Source organism: Candidatus Palibaumannia cicadellinicola (assembly GCF_002855795.1).
In the GTDB taxonomy this organism is placed as follows: domain Bacteria; phylum Pseudomonadota; class Gammaproteobacteria; order Enterobacterales; family Enterobacteriaceae; genus Baumannia; species Baumannia cicadellinicola_C.
Genome location: NZ_NJPO01000047.1, coordinates 1 through 13,931, shown reverse-complemented (window position 1 = coordinate 13,931; position 13,931 = coordinate 1). Strand labels below are relative to the sequence as shown.

Here is a 13,931-nt window from a genome sequence, read left to right as displayed (position 1 = left end):
AAATATATTACTTGAAACTAGTTAAAAACAATCAATCACCTTGATATGTAAATATCAATTAAGTATTTGTTATTTTTGGAGCGCTGGTATAATGCCAAATCAAAGAATTCGTATTAAGTTAAAAGCGTTTGACCATCGTTTAATTGATCAATCAACTGCAGAAATCGTTGATACTGCTAAACGTACCGGTGCTCAAGTACATGGTCCTATTCCATTACCAACACGTAAAGAGCACTTTACCATTTTAATTTCTCCACATGTTAATAAAGATGCTAGAGATCAATATGTTATTCATACTCATAAACGTTTAGTTGATATCGTTGAACCAACGGAAAAAACTGTTGATGCTTTAATGCGTTTAGAACTAGCTGCTGGGGTTGATGTTCAAATCAGTTTAGGTTAATTCAGTTAAGGAGTCCAAATGAATGAAAGGTTTAATTGGACGTAAAATAGGTATGACTCGTCTTTTTACTGAAGATGGTATTGCTATACCTATAACAGTTATAGAAATTACTGTAAATACAGTTACTCAAGTGAAATCGCTTCAAAAAGATGGATATAGTGCTTTACAAGTAACTACTGGCAAGAAAAAGAGTAATAAAATTACTAAACCAGAAGCTGGGCATTTTGCTAAAGCAGAAGTTACAGTAGGTCGTGGTTTATGGGAGTTTCGTATTAAAAATAACCATAATATAACTATTGGACAATGCATAACAGTTCAAGAATTAACTAATATCAAAAAAGTTGATGTAACAGGAATTTCTAAAGGTAAAGGATTTTCAGGTACTGTTAAACGTTGGAATTTTCATACTCAAGATGCTAGCCATGGTAACTCATTATCTCACCGAGTACCAGGTTCTATTGGTCAAAATCAATCTCCAGGAAAAGTCTTTAAAAATAAAAAAATGGCAGGACACATGGGCAATAAACGCGTTACTGTTCAAAGTTTAGATGTCATACGTATTGATTTAAAACGTAATTTACTATTAGTAAAAGGTGCCATTCCAGGAGCAATAGGTAGTGATCTAATGATAAAACCAGCTATAAAGTTCTCACATTAAGGAGATCAGAATGGAATTGGTATTACAAGACACGCAAAATGCGTTGTCTGTTTCCGAAACCATCTTTGGGCGGGATTTTAATGAACCGTTGATACATCAGGTTATTGTGGCATATGCAGCATGTGGACGACAAGGAACTTCTGCTCAAAAAAATAAAGCTGAAGTAAGAGGTTCTAATAAAAAACCATGGCGCCAAAAAGGTACAGGACGTGCACGTTCTGGTTCGACTAAAAGTCCTATTTGGCGTTCTGGTGGTGTCACTTTTGCTGCTAAACCGCGAGATTATAGCCAAAAAATTAATAAAAAAATGTATCGTGGAGCTTTAACCAGTATTTTGTCGGAATTAGTACGTCAAAAACGCTTAATTATTGTTAAAGAATTTTCGATTGAAGCACCCAAAACTAAGTTATTAGCATATAAACTAAAAAATATGGAATTAGAACGTGTATTAATAATAATAAGTAAATTAGATTCAAATTTATTATTAGCAGCACGTAAACTTTATAAAGTAAAGATTAATAATGTTACAAACATTAATTTAATGAGTTTAATATCTTTCGATAAAGTTGTTTTCACAGTAGATTCCGTAAAAAAACTTGAGGAAAGGTTAGCATGATATCTGAAAATCGTATACTAAAAGTACTACGTGCCCCGCATGTTTCTGAGAAAGTATCTTTGCTAACCAAAACAAATAATATTATTGTTTTAAAAGTAGCTAAAAATGCTACTAAAGCTGAAATTAAACATGTTATTTATCAATTATTTCAAGCTAAAATACAAGCAATACGTACTGTCATAATTAAGGGTAAAATGAAACGTCACGGACGAAATTTTGGTTTTCGTAAGAATTGGAAAAAAGCTTACATAACCCTAAAAGATAAGCATGATTTAGACCTTATGAGCTGCTTAAAGCAATGACTATAATTAAATGTAAACCCACTTCTCCTGCTAGACGTCATGTAGTAAAAGTAGTTAATACTGAACTATACAATGGAAAACCTTTTATTCCGTTACTAACAACTATTAGTAAATCTGGTGGTAGAAATAATAATGGTCGCATTACTACACGTCATATTGGTGGTGGACATAAACAACGTTATCGTATAATAGATTTTCAACGTAATAAAGATAGCGTTCCTGCAATCATAGAACGTATAGAGTACGATCCCAATCGTTCAGCTAATATCGCATTACTATTATACCGAGACGGTGAACGTCGTTATATTTTAGCACCTAAAGGATTAAAAGTAGGTGACCCAATTATTTCTGGTAATAATGTCGCAATAAAAATTGGTAATACTCTACCAATGAGAAATATTCCGCTAGGTTCTACTGTACATAATGTAGAAATAAAACCAGGAAAAGGTGGTCAATTAGCGCGTTCTGCTGGGGCTTATATTCAGATAATAGCACGTGATGAAAAATATGTTACATTACGTTTACGGTCAGGTGAAATACGTAAAATTAATTCTGAATGCCGTGCTACTTTAGGTGAAGTAGGTAATACTGAACATATGCTACGCGTCTTAGGTAAAGCTGGTGCAAATCGTTGGCGTGGTATTCGTCCAACAGTTCGTGGTACTGCTATGAATCCTATTGATCATCCTCATGGTGGAGGCGAAGGTAAGAATTTTGGTAAACACCCAGTATCTCCGTGGGGTGTTAAAACTAAAGGTAAAAAAACGCGTCATAATCAACGAACTAACAAATTTATTGTACATCATCGTAGCTATTAGCTAAATAATTATTAGAGGATTTATTCATGCCACGCTCTCTCAAGAAAGGTCCTTTCATAGATCTGCATTTACTGCAGAAAGTAGAGAAAGCGGTGAAAACTGGTAATAAAAAACCTATTCGTACTTGGTCTCGTCGTTCAACAATATTTCCCCAAATGATAGGTTTAACTATCGCGATTCATAATGGACGACAACATGTGCCTATTTTTATTGCTGATGAAATGGTTGGTCACAAACTTGGTGAATTTGCTCCCACAAGGACTTATCGTGGCCATACAGCTGATAAAAAAGCTAAAAAACGTTAAGTTAAGTCACATGTTAAGTAAAGTACTATAGAATGCAAGGTATAACAAATGGAAACAGTTGCTAAACATCATCACGCTCGTTCTTCAGCTCAAAAATTACGTTTAGTAGCAAAATTAATTAGTGGTAAAAAAGCATCGCAAGCATTAGACATTTTAACTTATACTAACAAAAAAGCGGCTCATTTGATAAAACAAGTACTAAAATCTGCTATTGCTAACGCTGACCATAACGATGGTGCGGATATTGATCATCTTAAAGTAACAAAAATTTTTATTGATGTTGGACCTAGCATAAAACGTATTATGCCTCGTGCTAAAGGTCGAGTAGATCATATTGTAAAGCGTACTAGCCATATTACAATTTTCGTATCTGATCATTAAAATCAGGAGATTAGTAATGGGTCAGAAAGTGCATCCTTATGGTATCCGGTTAGGAATTATTAAACACTGGAACTCTACTTGGTATGCCAATACTAAAGAATTCGCTCACTATATAAATAGTGACTTTAAAGTTCGTGAACTAATTACAAGTAAATTATCAAAAGCTTTTATTTCAAAAGTAGTTATTGAACGTCCAGCTAAAAGCATTCGTATCACTATTCATACTGCACGTCCAGGTATTGTAATTGGTAAAAAAGGTGAAGATATTGAAAAACTACGTCAATCAATAGCAAAAATCACTGGTGTTCCAGCACAGATTAATATTACTGAAGTACGCAAACCGGAATTAAATGTCAAACTTGTTGCTGAAAGCATTGCTTCACAGCTAGAACGTCGTGTGATATTCCGTCGTGCTATGAAACGTGCTGTACAAAATGCTATGCGTTTAGGTGCTAAAGGAATTAAAGTTGAAGTTAGCGGTCGTTTAGGTGGGGCGGAAATAGCACGTACAGAATGGTATCGTGAAGGTCGTGTACCTTTACACACTCTACGTGCAGATATCGATTATAGCATATCTGAAGCACATACTACTTATGGTGTTATAGGAGTAAAAGTTTGGATATTTAAAGGTGAAATTTTAGATGGTATGATGAAAGTTGAACAACCAGAATTATCTGTTCAACCAAAAAATCAGCAACGTAAAAACCGTAAGTGAGGAACATCGCTAATGTTACAGCCAAAGCGAACAAAATTCCGTAAGATGCAAAAAAGTCGTAACCGTGGTTTAGCATTAGGTGCAAATGTTCACTTCGGTACTTTCGGTTTAAAAGCTATAAACCGTGGTCGTTTAACCGCTCGTCAAATAGAAGCGGCACGTCGTACAATAACACGTGCAGTTAAACGTCAAGGAAAAATGTGGATTCGTATTTTTCCCGATAAACCTATTACGGAAAAACCACTAGAAGTACGTATGGGAAAAGGTAAAGGTAATGTGGAAAATTGGGTTGCATTAGTCAAACCAGGAAAAGTATTATATGAAATTGACGGAGTAACAGAAGAATTAGCTCGCGAAGCTTTTCAATTAGCAGCAGCAAAATTACCAATAAAAACTACTTTTGTATATAAGATGATAATATAATGATAACACAAGAGTTGCGTAACAAAAATATTAAAGAACTACGCATAGAATTACTTAATTTACTTCGTGAGCAATTTAATTTACGTATACAAGCCGCTAATAATGAGCTAAAGCACACGCACTTTTTAAGAATAGTACGTAAAAATATTGCACGTGTTAAAACATTATTAACAGAAAAAACTAAAAATACGGGTATATAATGTGAGTAATAATATTCGTATTAAACAAGGTCGTGTAACTAGCGATAAAATGGATAAATCTATTGTTGTAGCTATTGAACGTTTTATTAAACATCCGATATACGGTAAGTATATAAAACGAACAACCAAAATTCATGTACATGATGAAAATAATAGTAGTAAGATTGGTGATCTAGTAGAAATTAGAGAATGCCGTCCTATTTCTAAAACTAAGTCTTGGATGCTTATCCGTATAATAGAACAAGCAATTCAATAGTTTTTAACATTAAGAAGTATCTTTAATTAAAAAGACCTAACGGTTCACAAAATGAACCGTTTATTTTTTTAATATATATCACATAATAATTAAAACCTAATATTGGAGCACGATATGATCCAAGAACAAACTATGCTGACTGTAGCTGATAACTCTGGGGCACGTCGTGTAATGTGTATCAAGGTTCTAGGTGGCTCTCGTCGTCGTTACGCAGGTATAGGCGATATAATAAAAATTACTATTAAAGAAGCAATTCCGCGAGGCAAAGTAAAAAAAGGAGATGTTCTGAAAGCGGTGATAGTACGTACTAAAAAAGGTGTACGTCGTCCTGACGGGTCTTTTTTTCGTTTTGATGGCAATGCTTGTGTATTGTTAAACAATACTAATGAACAACTTATTGGTACACGAGTGTTTGGACCAATCACTCGTGAGCTACGTACTGAAAAATTTATGAAGATTATATCTTTAGCCCCAGAAGTACTTTAAGGAGTAAATAATGGCAGCTAAAATTCGTTGTCATGATGAAGTAATTATCTTAACTGGCAAAAATAAAGGTAAACGTGGAAAAGTAAAACAAGTTTTTACCACTGGTAGAGCCATTGTTTCTGGTATTAATATAATTAAAAAACATCACAAATCGGTACGAACTATGAATCAGCCAGGATACATTGTCGAAAAAGAAGCAACAATTCATATTTCAAATCTTGCTCTCTTCAATACTGCTATTAATAAAGGAGATCGTATTAGGTTTAGAACGGAAAATGGTAAAAAAGTACGTATTTTTAAATCTAATGACGAAATTATTAATTAGTTTGGAGTAAAAATGGCAAGATTACAAGATTTTTATCAAAAAACAGTGATGGTTCATTTAATGAACCATTTTAGCTATCATTCAATTATGCAAGTTCCAAAAATAGAAAAAATTACTCTTAATATGGGTGTTGGTCAAGCAATAGCTGATAAAAAAATACTAGATCACGCTGTAGCTAATTTAATGGCTATTTCCGGTCAAAAACCACTAATTACTAAAGCACGTAAGTCTATTGCTAGCTTTAAAATTCGTCAGGGTTATCCTATAGGCTGTAAAGTTACATTACGTGGAAAACGTATGTGGGAGTTTTTTGAAAAACTAATTATGATTGCGGTACCTCGTATTAGAGATTTTCGTGGTTTTTCCGTAAAATCATTTGATGGGCATGGTAACTATACCATAGGTATATGTGAACAAATTATATTTCCTGAAATAACTTATGATAAGATTGATAATGTTCGTGGTATGGATATTACCATCACAACAACAGCCAAATCTAATCATGAAGGACATGCTTTATTAGCAGCATTTAATTTTCCATTTCGCAAATAATATTTTTATCACATCAAAAGGTATAACTCACTAATGGCTAAACAGTCTATCAAAGTACGTGAAATTAAAAGAGTTATGTTAGCAACAAAATTATTTACTAAACGTATTAAACTCAAACAAATTATATTAAATGTCAATTCTTCTACTGAAGAACGTTGGGATGCTGTTTTCAAGCTACAAAAACTACCGCGAGATTCTAGCCCATCTCGTCAACGAAATCGCTGTAGTCAAACAGGTCGGCCGCATGCTTTCTTACGAAAGTTTGGTTTAAGCCGTATTAAAGTACGCGAAGCTGCGATGCGTGGAGAAATTCCAGGTTTAAGAAAAGCTAGCTGGTAATTAATATAAGCACTAACTTAATGATGGAAATACTAAATGAGTATGCAAGATCCTATAGCAGATATGTTAACTCGTATTCGTAATAGTCAAACAGTACAAAAAAATATTGTACTGATGCCTTCCTCTAAGCTTAAAGTAGCTATTGCTCATCTTCTTCAAGAAGAAGGATTTATTAACGACTATGAAGTAACAAATAATATTAAACCCATATTAAAACTTGTACTAAAATATTTTCAAGGAAAACCTGTGATAGAAAATATTCAGCGTATTAGTTGTCCTAGTTTACGTATTTACAAAAGAAGAAAAGTTCTACCGAAAGTAATGGGAGGTATGGGTATTGCAATTATTTCAACTTCTAAGGGTATTATGACTGATAGTCACGCTCGCCAGGCTGGTCTTGGTGGTGAAATTCTTTGCTATGTAGCTTAATTGGGAGACTAGCATGTCTCGTATTGCTAAATCGCCTATCATAATTCCTACTAACGTAAAAGTAAAAATTAACGGCCAGGATATTATTATAAACAGTATTAATTATGAGTTAACTAGTCATATACATAAAGCTGTACAAATTCAGCAAATTGCTAATAAATTAATTTTTTGTCCACGTGAAGGCTATATGAATGGTTGGGCGCTTGCAGGTACTACCCGCGCTCTAATAAATAATATGGTTATTGGTGTAACAAAAGGTTTTACGAAAAAATTGCAGCTAATAGGTGTAGGTTACCGTGCCACTATTATAAATAATATTGTGAGTTTATTTTTAGGTTTTTCTCATCGTATCGATTATACCCTACCGATAGGTGTAACTGCAAAATGTCCGAGCCAAACAGAAATTATTTTACAAAGTGCTGATAAACAAGCACTAGGTCAAGTAGCAAGAGATCTACATCATTATCGTAATCCTGATTCTTATAAAGGTAAAGGTATCCGTTACGCTGAAGAAGTAGTATGTACTAAAGAAGCTAAAAAAAAGTAAAGTAAGGTACCTTAATGGATAAAAATAAGAAAATAGCTCGTCTTCGTCGTGCTACTCGTACACGTAGCAAGCTACAAAAGTTAAATACTACTCGTTTAGTAGTACATCGCACTATACGTCATATTTATGCACAAATAATTGTACCATATAGTTCTGAAGTTATTATAGCAGCATCTACGGTAGAAAAAAACATTGCACAGCTGTTAAAGAATACTAGTAATAAAAATGCAGCAGAAGCAGTAGGTAAAAAACTAGCAGAAAGAGCTTTAGAAAAAGGTATTCATAATGTCTCTTTTGATCGTTCTGGATACCTATATCATGGTAGAGTACGAGCATTAGCAGATGCTGCCCGAAAAGAGGGACTACAGTTTTAGGATTATCATATGGCACACATAGAAAAACACGTTGGTGAACTGCAAGAAAAACTAATTGCAGTAAACCGAGTATCGAAAACCGTCAAAGGTGGACGAATTTTTAGTTTTACGGCACTTACGGTTGTTGGTGATTGTAATGGTCGCGTTGGATTTGGCTATGGTAAGGCACGTGAAGTACCGGCTGCGATTCAAAAAGCTATGGAGAAAGCACGACGTAATATAATGAGTATTGCACTCAATAGCGGAACTTTGCAACATCCCATAAAAAGTGTGCATACCGGGTCACGTGTATTTATGCAACCTGCTTCAGAAGGAACTGGTATTATTGCCGGTGGGGCTATGCGTGCTGTTTTAGAAGTAGCAGGTGTTCGTAATGTGTTAGCGAAAACCTATGGTTCTACCAATCCAATTAATGTAGTTCGAGCAACTATAAATGCTCTTCATAATATGAAGTCTATTGAAATGATAGCTGCTAAACGCGGTAAATCAGTTGAAGAGATTCAGAGGTAAATCAATGGAAAAAACCATTACAATAACTCAAACGCGTAGTTCTATCGGTTGTTTACCGAAACATAAAGCAACTATGGTTGGTTTAGGCTTGCGTCGTATTGGTCATACTGTTAAACGTGCAGATGTACCGGCAATACGAGGTATGATTGCTTTAGTTTCCTATATGATTAAGGTTGAAAAGTAATCGATGCGATTAAATACTATATCTCCCTCTCAAGGGGCAAAACATCAATCTAAACGTAAAGGTCGTGGTATTGGGTCAGGCTTAGGTAAAACTAGTGGTCGTGGTCATAAAGGTCAAAAATCTCGTTCAGGTTGTAGTATACATCGTGGTTTCGAAGGTGGTCAGATGCCTCTACATCGTCGTTTACCCAAATTTGGTTTTACTTCGCGTAAAGCTATGGTTACTGCAGAAATTCGTATTTCTGATTTGGCCAAAGTTAAAAGTGATTGGATTAATTTAGATATGATGAAAGCGGCTAAAATTATTCGAACAAATGTAAAGTTCGCAAAAATTATCAGATCTGGTGAAATTAAACGTGCAATTACAGTGCATGGCTTACGTGTAAGTAAAGGAGCACGAGTAGCGATTGAAGCGGTTGGTGGAAAAATTGAGGAATGAAATAGCGGATGGTTAAACAACCAAAATTACATTTGCAAATTGCAAAAGGTGGGTTAAGTGAATTAAGACGTAGAGTTTTTTTTGTGATCGGAGCATTAATTGTTTTTCGCATTGGTTCTTTTATTCCTGTTCCTGGAATAAATACTGCTATACTTACAAAATTACTTGAACAGCAGCGCGGTACCCTTGTTGAAATGTTCAACATGTTCTCTGGTGGTGCACTTAATCGAGCTTCTATCTTTGCTTTAGGCATTATGCCGCATATTTCTGCGTCTATTATTATTCAGTTACTAACAGTTATTTCTGCTCCATTAGCAGATCTGAAAAAAGAAGGAAAGTCTGGTAGACGTAAAATTAGACAATATACTTGCTATGGTACATTATTATTAGGAATATTTCAGTCTATTGCTATAGCTACTAGCTTACCTAATATGTCTGAAATGCATGGTCTTATAATAAACCCATGTTTTTCATTTTACTTAACAGCAGTTGTTAGCTTACTATGTGGTACTATGTTTTTAATGTGGTTAGGAGATCAGATTACTGAAAAAGGTCTTGGCAATGGTATTTCTATTATTATATTTGCTGGTATTATTGCCGGTCTACCATCAGCCATGGTACAAACCATAGAACAAGCGAGACAAGGTGATTTACCATTGTTGTTATTAATATTAATTCTAGCAATGGTTTTTACCATAACATTTATTGCTGTTTTTGTTGAACGTGGTCAACGTCGTATAGTTGTTAACTATGCGAAACGTCAACTGGGACGTCGCGTCTATGCAGCTCAAAATACACATTTGCCTATCAAAGTGAATATGGCTGGCGTTATTCCAGCTATTTTTGCTGCGAGTATCATTCTATTTCCGGCAACTATAGCATCATGGTTTAGTCGTAGTACAGGTTGGGGATGGTTAAATACTTTTTTGATTTATTTGCAACCTAGTCAACCTCTTTATATTTTACTATACGCGTCTGCAATTATATTCTTCTGTTTTTTTTATACAGCATTAGTTTTTAATACTCGCGAAACCGCCCATAATCTAAAAAAATCTGGGGCATTTGTTCCAGGTATTCGTCCAGGAGAACAAACAGCAAGATATCTTAATAAAGTTACGACTAATCTTACTTTAGTTGGTGCTATTTATATGACTGTAGTTTGTTTGATACCTGAGTTTATGCGGAACGCAATGAATGTGCCTTTTTATTTTGGAGGAACATCTTTATTGATTGTTGTTGTAGTTATCATGGAATTTATGATTCAAATACAAACACTCATGATGTCTCATCAATATGATTCCACATTAACAAAAGCAAATTTAAAATAAGTAAACTCTTAATCAAGTAAACTTGATTAAGTTACGGAGAATGAAAATGAAAGTACGTGCTTCCGTAAAAAAATTATGTCGTAATTGTAAAATTATTAAGCGTAATGGTGTTGTTCGGGTAATTTGTAGCGCTGAACCTAAGCATAAACAACGCCAAGGTTAATCTCACGTGAAAATAATAATTTAATCAAATCAAACAAATGTTTTTAACATGATTAGGAGTGCATAGTGGTACGTATAGCAGGCATTAATATCGCTGATCACAAACATACTGTGATTGCATTAACGTCGATTTACGGTATCGGCATAAAGCGATCGCAGTGGATTTGCGAAACGACAAGTATTGCTAAAAATGTTAAGCTTAGTGAGTTATCTGAAGCACAAATTGACATACTGCGTGATGCAGTTGCAAAGTTTGTTGTTGAAGGAGATTTACGACGTGAAGTTACTTTGAGTATCAAACGTTTAATAGACCTTGGGACTTATCGTGGTTTACGTCATCGTCGTAGTCTTCCTGTCCGTGGTCAACGTACTAAAACTAATGCCCGTACTCGTAAAGGGCCACGTAAGCCAATAAAAAAATAATAAAGGTAAAAACATAATGGCTAAAGCACTTATTTCCGCACGTAAGCGTATTAAAAAACAAATTTTAGACGGTATCGCACATATTCATGCATCTTTTAATAATACTATTGTTACGATTACTGATCGTCAAGGTAATACGTTAAGTTGGACAACAGCCGGTCACTCTGGTTTTCGTGGTTCTCGTAAGTCTACTCCATTTGCAGCACAGGTAGCAGCAGAGCGTTGCGCTGAAGCTGTTAAAGAGTATGGTATTAAAACTTTAGAAGTAATGGTTAAAGGCCCGGGTCCAGGTCGTGAATCTACTGTTAGAGCATTAAATGCAGCTGGTTTTCGTATAACTAATATTACAGATGTAACTCCGATACCACATAACGGTTGTCGTCCACCGAAAAAACGTCGAGTATAATTACCTTACTTATTTTAGATAAATTGAGTAAAAAACATGGCAAGATATTTAGGCCCTAAACTCAAGATTAGTCGCCGTGAAAGCGTAGATCTTTTTCTGAAGTCTGGTGTTCGTCCGATAGATTCTAAATGTAAAACTGAGCAACCTCCTGGTCAACATGGAGCACGTAAACTACGTATTTCTGATTACGGCTTACAATTACGTGAAAAACAAAAAGTACGCCGTATCTACGGCGTACTAGAACGTCAATTCCGTAATTATTACAAAAAAGCAGCCCGTATTAAAGGTAATACCGGTGAAAACTTATTACTGTTGTTAGAAAGTCGTTTAGACAATATTGTTTATCGCATGGGTTTTGGTGCTACTCGTGCTGAATCACGTCAATTAGTAAGCCATAAAGCTATTATGGTAAATGGACGTGTTGTTAACATTGCCTCCTACCAAGTAACTATTAATGATATTGTTAGCATACGTGATAACGCTAAAAAACAATCTCGTATTCGTGCATCATTAGAAATAGCTGAGTTGCGTGAAAAGCCTACCTGGCTTGAGGTAGATGTTGTTAAGATGCAAGGAGTATTAAAATGCATTCCAGAACGTACTAATTTGTCCGCGCATATTAATGAACATATGATCGTAGAGCTTTACTCTAAGTAAAGCGTAGTACTAAAGAGAGGACACCATGCAGGGTTCTGTTACAGAATTCTTAAAACCACATTTGGTAGATATTGAGCAAATTAGTTTGACACACGCTAAGGTTACCTTAGCGCCACTAGAACGTGGCTTCGGTCATACTCTAGGTAATGCTCTACGCCGTATTATGCTTTCATCGATGCCAGGATGGGCGGTAACCGAAGTTGAGATTGATGGTATTTTACATGAATATAGCACAAAAGAAGGTGTACGAGAAGATATTCTCGAAATCTTACTAAACCTAAAAGAACTGGCCGTAAAAGTTCAAAATAAAGAAGATGTCATCTTAACTCTGAGTCAATCTGGAATTGGACCAGTTACTGCAGCTAGTATTATTCATGATAGTGATGTTGAGATTATTAAACCACAGCATATATTATGCCACTTAACTGACGAAAATGCATCGATTAATATGCGTATCAAAGTTCAACGTGGACGTGGTTATGTACCAGCATCTGCTAGAATGTATTTAGAACAAGATGAGCATCAGATTGGTCGTTTACTAGTAGATGCATGTTATAGCCCTGTAGAAAAAATTTCTTACAATGTAGAAGCCGCACGAGTTGAGCAGCGTACCGACTTAGACAAACTAATTATAGAAATCGAGACAAATGGTACGATCGATCCTGAAGAAGCTATTCGTCGTGCTGCAACGATTCTTGCTGAACAACTAGAAGCGTTTGTTGACTTACGTGATATTAGTCAGCCAGAAGTAAAAATAGAGAAACCTGAATTTGATCCGATTCTATTACGACCAGTAGATGATCTAGAATTAACTGTACGATCTGCTAACTGCCTTAAAGCAGAAGCTATTCACTATATAGGTGATTTAGTACAGCGTACTGAAGTAGAGTTACTAAAAACACCTAACCTTGGTAAGAAATCTCTTACTGAAATTAAAGACGTGTTAGCTTCTCGTAGTTTATCTTTAGGTATGCGTCTTGATAACTGGCCTCCTGCCGGTTTTATTGATGATTAGTCATAATCATATTATTAATAATGTATACATTAACATAAGATAAGGATAAGGTAATGCGACATCGTAAAATTGGTCGTAAACTCAACCGTAATCGTAGTCATTTTAAAGCTATGTTCCGTAACATGGCGAAATCTTTGATCATTAATGAAATTATTCAAACTACTTTACCAAAAGCAAAAGAGCTACCTCGTGTTGTTGAACCACTAATTACACTTGCTAAGATTGATAGCATCGCAAATCGTCGTTTGGCATTTGCTCGCATTAGATCTAATCAAATAGTAGCAAAACTGTTTAATGAGTTAGGTCCAAGGTTTGTCAACCGTGCTGGGGGTTATACTCGCATTCTCAAATGCGGTTTTCGTACTGGTGACAATGCCCCGATGGCATATATCGAGCTTGTTGATCGCATTACTACGATAGATAAATAAGTAACTGATTATAGCTGTATATCGGTATATATTAAAATATAAATAATATGTGGTGCTGATAGGCAGATTTGAACTGCCGACCTCACCCTTACCAAGGGTGTGCTCTACCAAAACTGAGCTATATCAGCGATATGTATATTGGGAGCGGGCAGTGGGGATCGAACCCACATAGTTAGCTTGGAAGGCTGACGTAATAACCATTATACTATGCCCGCTCCCAATATACATATCGCTGATATGTATATTGGGAG

Annotated in this window: 28 protein-coding genes and 2 tRNA genes; 28 read left to right on the top strand and 2 right to left on the bottom strand. The window is 35.3% G+C overall.

Features of this window, described 5'->3' with window-relative positions; all coding sequences use genetic code 11:
- Window positions 1-91: 91 nt before the first annotated feature.
- From rpsJ to rplQ, 28 genes are all read left to right on the top strand, one after another.
- Window positions 92-403, top strand: coding sequence for a 30S ribosomal protein S10 (rpsJ, locus tag CEX73_RS01015; RefSeq protein WP_101626764.1), 312 nt, complete (start codon window positions 92-94; stop codon window positions 401-403).
- A 22-nt stretch (window positions 404-425) separates the two neighbouring features.
- The gene (rplC, locus tag CEX73_RS01010) at window positions 426-1,061 is read left to right on the top strand and encodes a 50S ribosomal protein L3 (protein WP_101626763.1); all 636 of its coding nucleotides are present in this window, start codon (window positions 426-428) and stop codon (window positions 1,059-1,061) included.
- A 10-nt stretch (window positions 1,062-1,071) separates the two neighbouring features.
- Window positions 1,072-1,677: a 50S ribosomal protein L4 gene (gene rplD / locus CEX73_RS01005; RefSeq protein ID WP_101626762.1), complete on the top strand. Its 606-nt coding sequence runs from the start codon at window positions 1,072-1,074 to the stop codon at window positions 1,675-1,677.
- Window positions 1,674-1,979, top strand: a complete 306-nt coding sequence (gene rplW / locus CEX73_RS01000) for a 50S ribosomal protein L23 (RefSeq protein ID WP_101626761.1) — start codon at window positions 1,674-1,676, stop codon at window positions 1,977-1,979. Before rplD ends, rplW begins: the two co-directional genes overlap by 4 nt.
- Window positions 1,976-2,797, top strand: coding sequence for a 50S ribosomal protein L2 (gene rplB / locus CEX73_RS00995; protein ID WP_101626760.1), 822 nt, complete (start codon window positions 1,976-1,978; stop codon window positions 2,795-2,797). The genes rplW and rplB overlap by 4 nt, the downstream gene beginning before the upstream one ends.
- A gap of 26 nt (window positions 2,798-2,823) precedes the next feature.
- Complete coding sequence (gene rpsS / locus CEX73_RS00990) at window positions 2,824-3,102, top strand: 30S ribosomal protein S19 (RefSeq protein WP_101626759.1); 279 nt, start codon at window positions 2,824-2,826, stop codon at window positions 3,100-3,102.
- Between the two features lie 48 nt (window positions 3,103-3,150).
- Window positions 3,151-3,483, top strand: coding sequence for a 50S ribosomal protein L22 (rplV, locus tag CEX73_RS00985; protein ID WP_101626758.1), 333 nt, complete (start codon window positions 3,151-3,153; stop codon window positions 3,481-3,483).
- Between the two features lie 16 nt (window positions 3,484-3,499).
- On the top strand, window positions 3,500-4,198 hold the full coding sequence (gene rpsC / locus CEX73_RS00980) for a 30S ribosomal protein S3 (protein ID WP_101626757.1): 699 nt from the start codon (window positions 3,500-3,502) through the stop codon (window positions 4,196-4,198).
- Between the two features lie 12 nt (window positions 4,199-4,210).
- The gene (gene rplP, locus CEX73_RS00975; RefSeq protein ID WP_101626756.1) at window positions 4,211-4,621 is read left to right on the top strand and encodes a 50S ribosomal protein L16; all 411 of its coding nucleotides are present in this window, start codon (window positions 4,211-4,213) and stop codon (window positions 4,619-4,621) included.
- The gene (gene rpmC, locus CEX73_RS00970) at window positions 4,621-4,821 is read left to right on the top strand and encodes a 50S ribosomal protein L29 (RefSeq protein WP_101626755.1); all 201 of its coding nucleotides are present in this window, start codon (window positions 4,621-4,623) and stop codon (window positions 4,819-4,821) included. Before rplP ends, rpmC begins: the two co-directional genes overlap by 1 nt.
- Window position 4,822: 1 nt before the next feature.
- Window positions 4,823-5,077, top strand: a complete 255-nt coding sequence (gene rpsQ, locus CEX73_RS00965; RefSeq protein ID WP_101626754.1) for a 30S ribosomal protein S17 — start codon at window positions 4,823-4,825, stop codon at window positions 5,075-5,077.
- A gap of 114 nt (window positions 5,078-5,191) precedes the next feature.
- Window positions 5,192-5,563 (top strand): 50S ribosomal protein L14, encoded by a 372-nt coding sequence (rplN, locus tag CEX73_RS00960; RefSeq protein ID WP_101626753.1) that lies wholly within the window; start codon window positions 5,192-5,194, stop codon window positions 5,561-5,563.
- A 10-nt stretch (window positions 5,564-5,573) separates the two neighbouring features.
- Window positions 5,574-5,888, top strand: coding sequence for a 50S ribosomal protein L24 (rplX, locus tag CEX73_RS00955; protein ID WP_101626752.1), 315 nt, complete (start codon window positions 5,574-5,576; stop codon window positions 5,886-5,888).
- 12 nt (window positions 5,889-5,900) lie between these two features.
- Window positions 5,901-6,440 (top strand): 50S ribosomal protein L5, encoded by a 540-nt coding sequence (gene rplE, locus CEX73_RS00950; protein WP_101626751.1) that lies wholly within the window; start codon window positions 5,901-5,903, stop codon window positions 6,438-6,440.
- A gap of 33 nt (window positions 6,441-6,473) precedes the next feature.
- Complete coding sequence (gene rpsN, locus CEX73_RS00945) at window positions 6,474-6,779, top strand: 30S ribosomal protein S14 (RefSeq protein ID WP_101626750.1); 306 nt, start codon at window positions 6,474-6,476, stop codon at window positions 6,777-6,779.
- A 36-nt stretch (window positions 6,780-6,815) separates the two neighbouring features.
- Window positions 6,816-7,208, top strand: a complete 393-nt coding sequence (gene rpsH / locus CEX73_RS00940; RefSeq protein ID WP_101626749.1) for a 30S ribosomal protein S8 — start codon at window positions 6,816-6,818, stop codon at window positions 7,206-7,208.
- A gap of 13 nt (window positions 7,209-7,221) precedes the next feature.
- Complete coding sequence (gene rplF, locus CEX73_RS00935; protein ID WP_101626748.1) at window positions 7,222-7,755, top strand: 50S ribosomal protein L6; 534 nt, start codon at window positions 7,222-7,224, stop codon at window positions 7,753-7,755.
- 14 nt (window positions 7,756-7,769) lie between these two features.
- Window positions 7,770-8,129, top strand: coding sequence for a 50S ribosomal protein L18 (gene rplR / locus CEX73_RS00930; RefSeq protein ID WP_101626747.1), 360 nt, complete (start codon window positions 7,770-7,772; stop codon window positions 8,127-8,129).
- A gap of 9 nt (window positions 8,130-8,138) precedes the next feature.
- On the top strand, window positions 8,139-8,639 hold the full coding sequence (rpsE, locus tag CEX73_RS00925) for a 30S ribosomal protein S5 (protein WP_101626746.1): 501 nt from the start codon (window positions 8,139-8,141) through the stop codon (window positions 8,637-8,639).
- A 4-nt stretch (window positions 8,640-8,643) separates the two neighbouring features.
- Window positions 8,644-8,823: a 50S ribosomal protein L30 gene (gene rpmD / locus CEX73_RS00920; RefSeq protein WP_101626745.1), complete on the top strand. Its 180-nt coding sequence runs from the start codon at window positions 8,644-8,646 to the stop codon at window positions 8,821-8,823.
- Between the two features lie 3 nt (window positions 8,824-8,826).
- The gene (gene rplO, locus CEX73_RS00915) at window positions 8,827-9,261 is read left to right on the top strand and encodes a 50S ribosomal protein L15 (RefSeq protein WP_101626744.1); all 435 of its coding nucleotides are present in this window, start codon (window positions 8,827-8,829) and stop codon (window positions 9,259-9,261) included.
- Window positions 9,262-9,269: 8 nt separating this feature from the next.
- Window positions 9,270-10,589, top strand: a complete 1,320-nt coding sequence (secY, locus tag CEX73_RS00910) for a preprotein translocase subunit SecY (protein WP_101626743.1) — start codon at window positions 9,270-9,272, stop codon at window positions 10,587-10,589.
- 46 nt (window positions 10,590-10,635) lie between these two features.
- Entirely contained in the window at window positions 10,636-10,752 is a 117-nt protein-coding gene (rpmJ, locus tag CEX73_RS00905; protein WP_101626742.1) for a 50S ribosomal protein L36, read from the top strand.
- A gap of 65 nt (window positions 10,753-10,817) precedes the next feature.
- On the top strand, window positions 10,818-11,174 hold the full coding sequence (gene rpsM, locus CEX73_RS00900; RefSeq protein WP_101626741.1) for a 30S ribosomal protein S13: 357 nt from the start codon (window positions 10,818-10,820) through the stop codon (window positions 11,172-11,174).
- A gap of 16 nt (window positions 11,175-11,190) precedes the next feature.
- Window positions 11,191-11,580 carry a 30S ribosomal protein S11 gene (gene rpsK / locus CEX73_RS00895; protein WP_101626740.1) on the top strand — a complete coding sequence of 130 codons (390 nt, stop codon included), beginning with the start codon at window positions 11,191-11,193 and terminating at the stop codon, window positions 11,578-11,580.
- Between the two features lie 36 nt (window positions 11,581-11,616).
- Window positions 11,617-12,237 (top strand): 30S ribosomal protein S4, encoded by a 621-nt coding sequence (gene rpsD / locus CEX73_RS00890; protein ID WP_101626739.1) that lies wholly within the window; start codon window positions 11,617-11,619, stop codon window positions 12,235-12,237.
- 25 nt (window positions 12,238-12,262) lie between these two features.
- A complete protein-coding gene (locus CEX73_RS00885) occupies window positions 12,263-13,252 on the top strand; it encodes a DNA-directed RNA polymerase subunit alpha (RefSeq protein ID WP_101626738.1) in 990 nt (329 codons plus the stop codon).
- 53 nt (window positions 13,253-13,305) lie between these two features.
- A complete protein-coding gene (gene rplQ / locus CEX73_RS00880; RefSeq protein ID WP_101626737.1) occupies window positions 13,306-13,680 on the top strand; it encodes a 50S ribosomal protein L17 in 375 nt (124 codons plus the stop codon).
- A 50-nt stretch (window positions 13,681-13,730) separates the two neighbouring features.
- On the opposite strand, the gene CEX73_RS00875 is transcribed toward rplQ, so the two are convergent.
- Window positions 13,731-13,808, bottom strand: a tRNA-Thr gene (locus CEX73_RS00875).
- Between the two features lie 15 nt (window positions 13,809-13,823).
- A tRNA-Gly gene (locus CEX73_RS00870) sits at window positions 13,824-13,895 on the bottom strand.
- Window positions 13,896-13,931 lie beyond the last annotated feature (36 nt).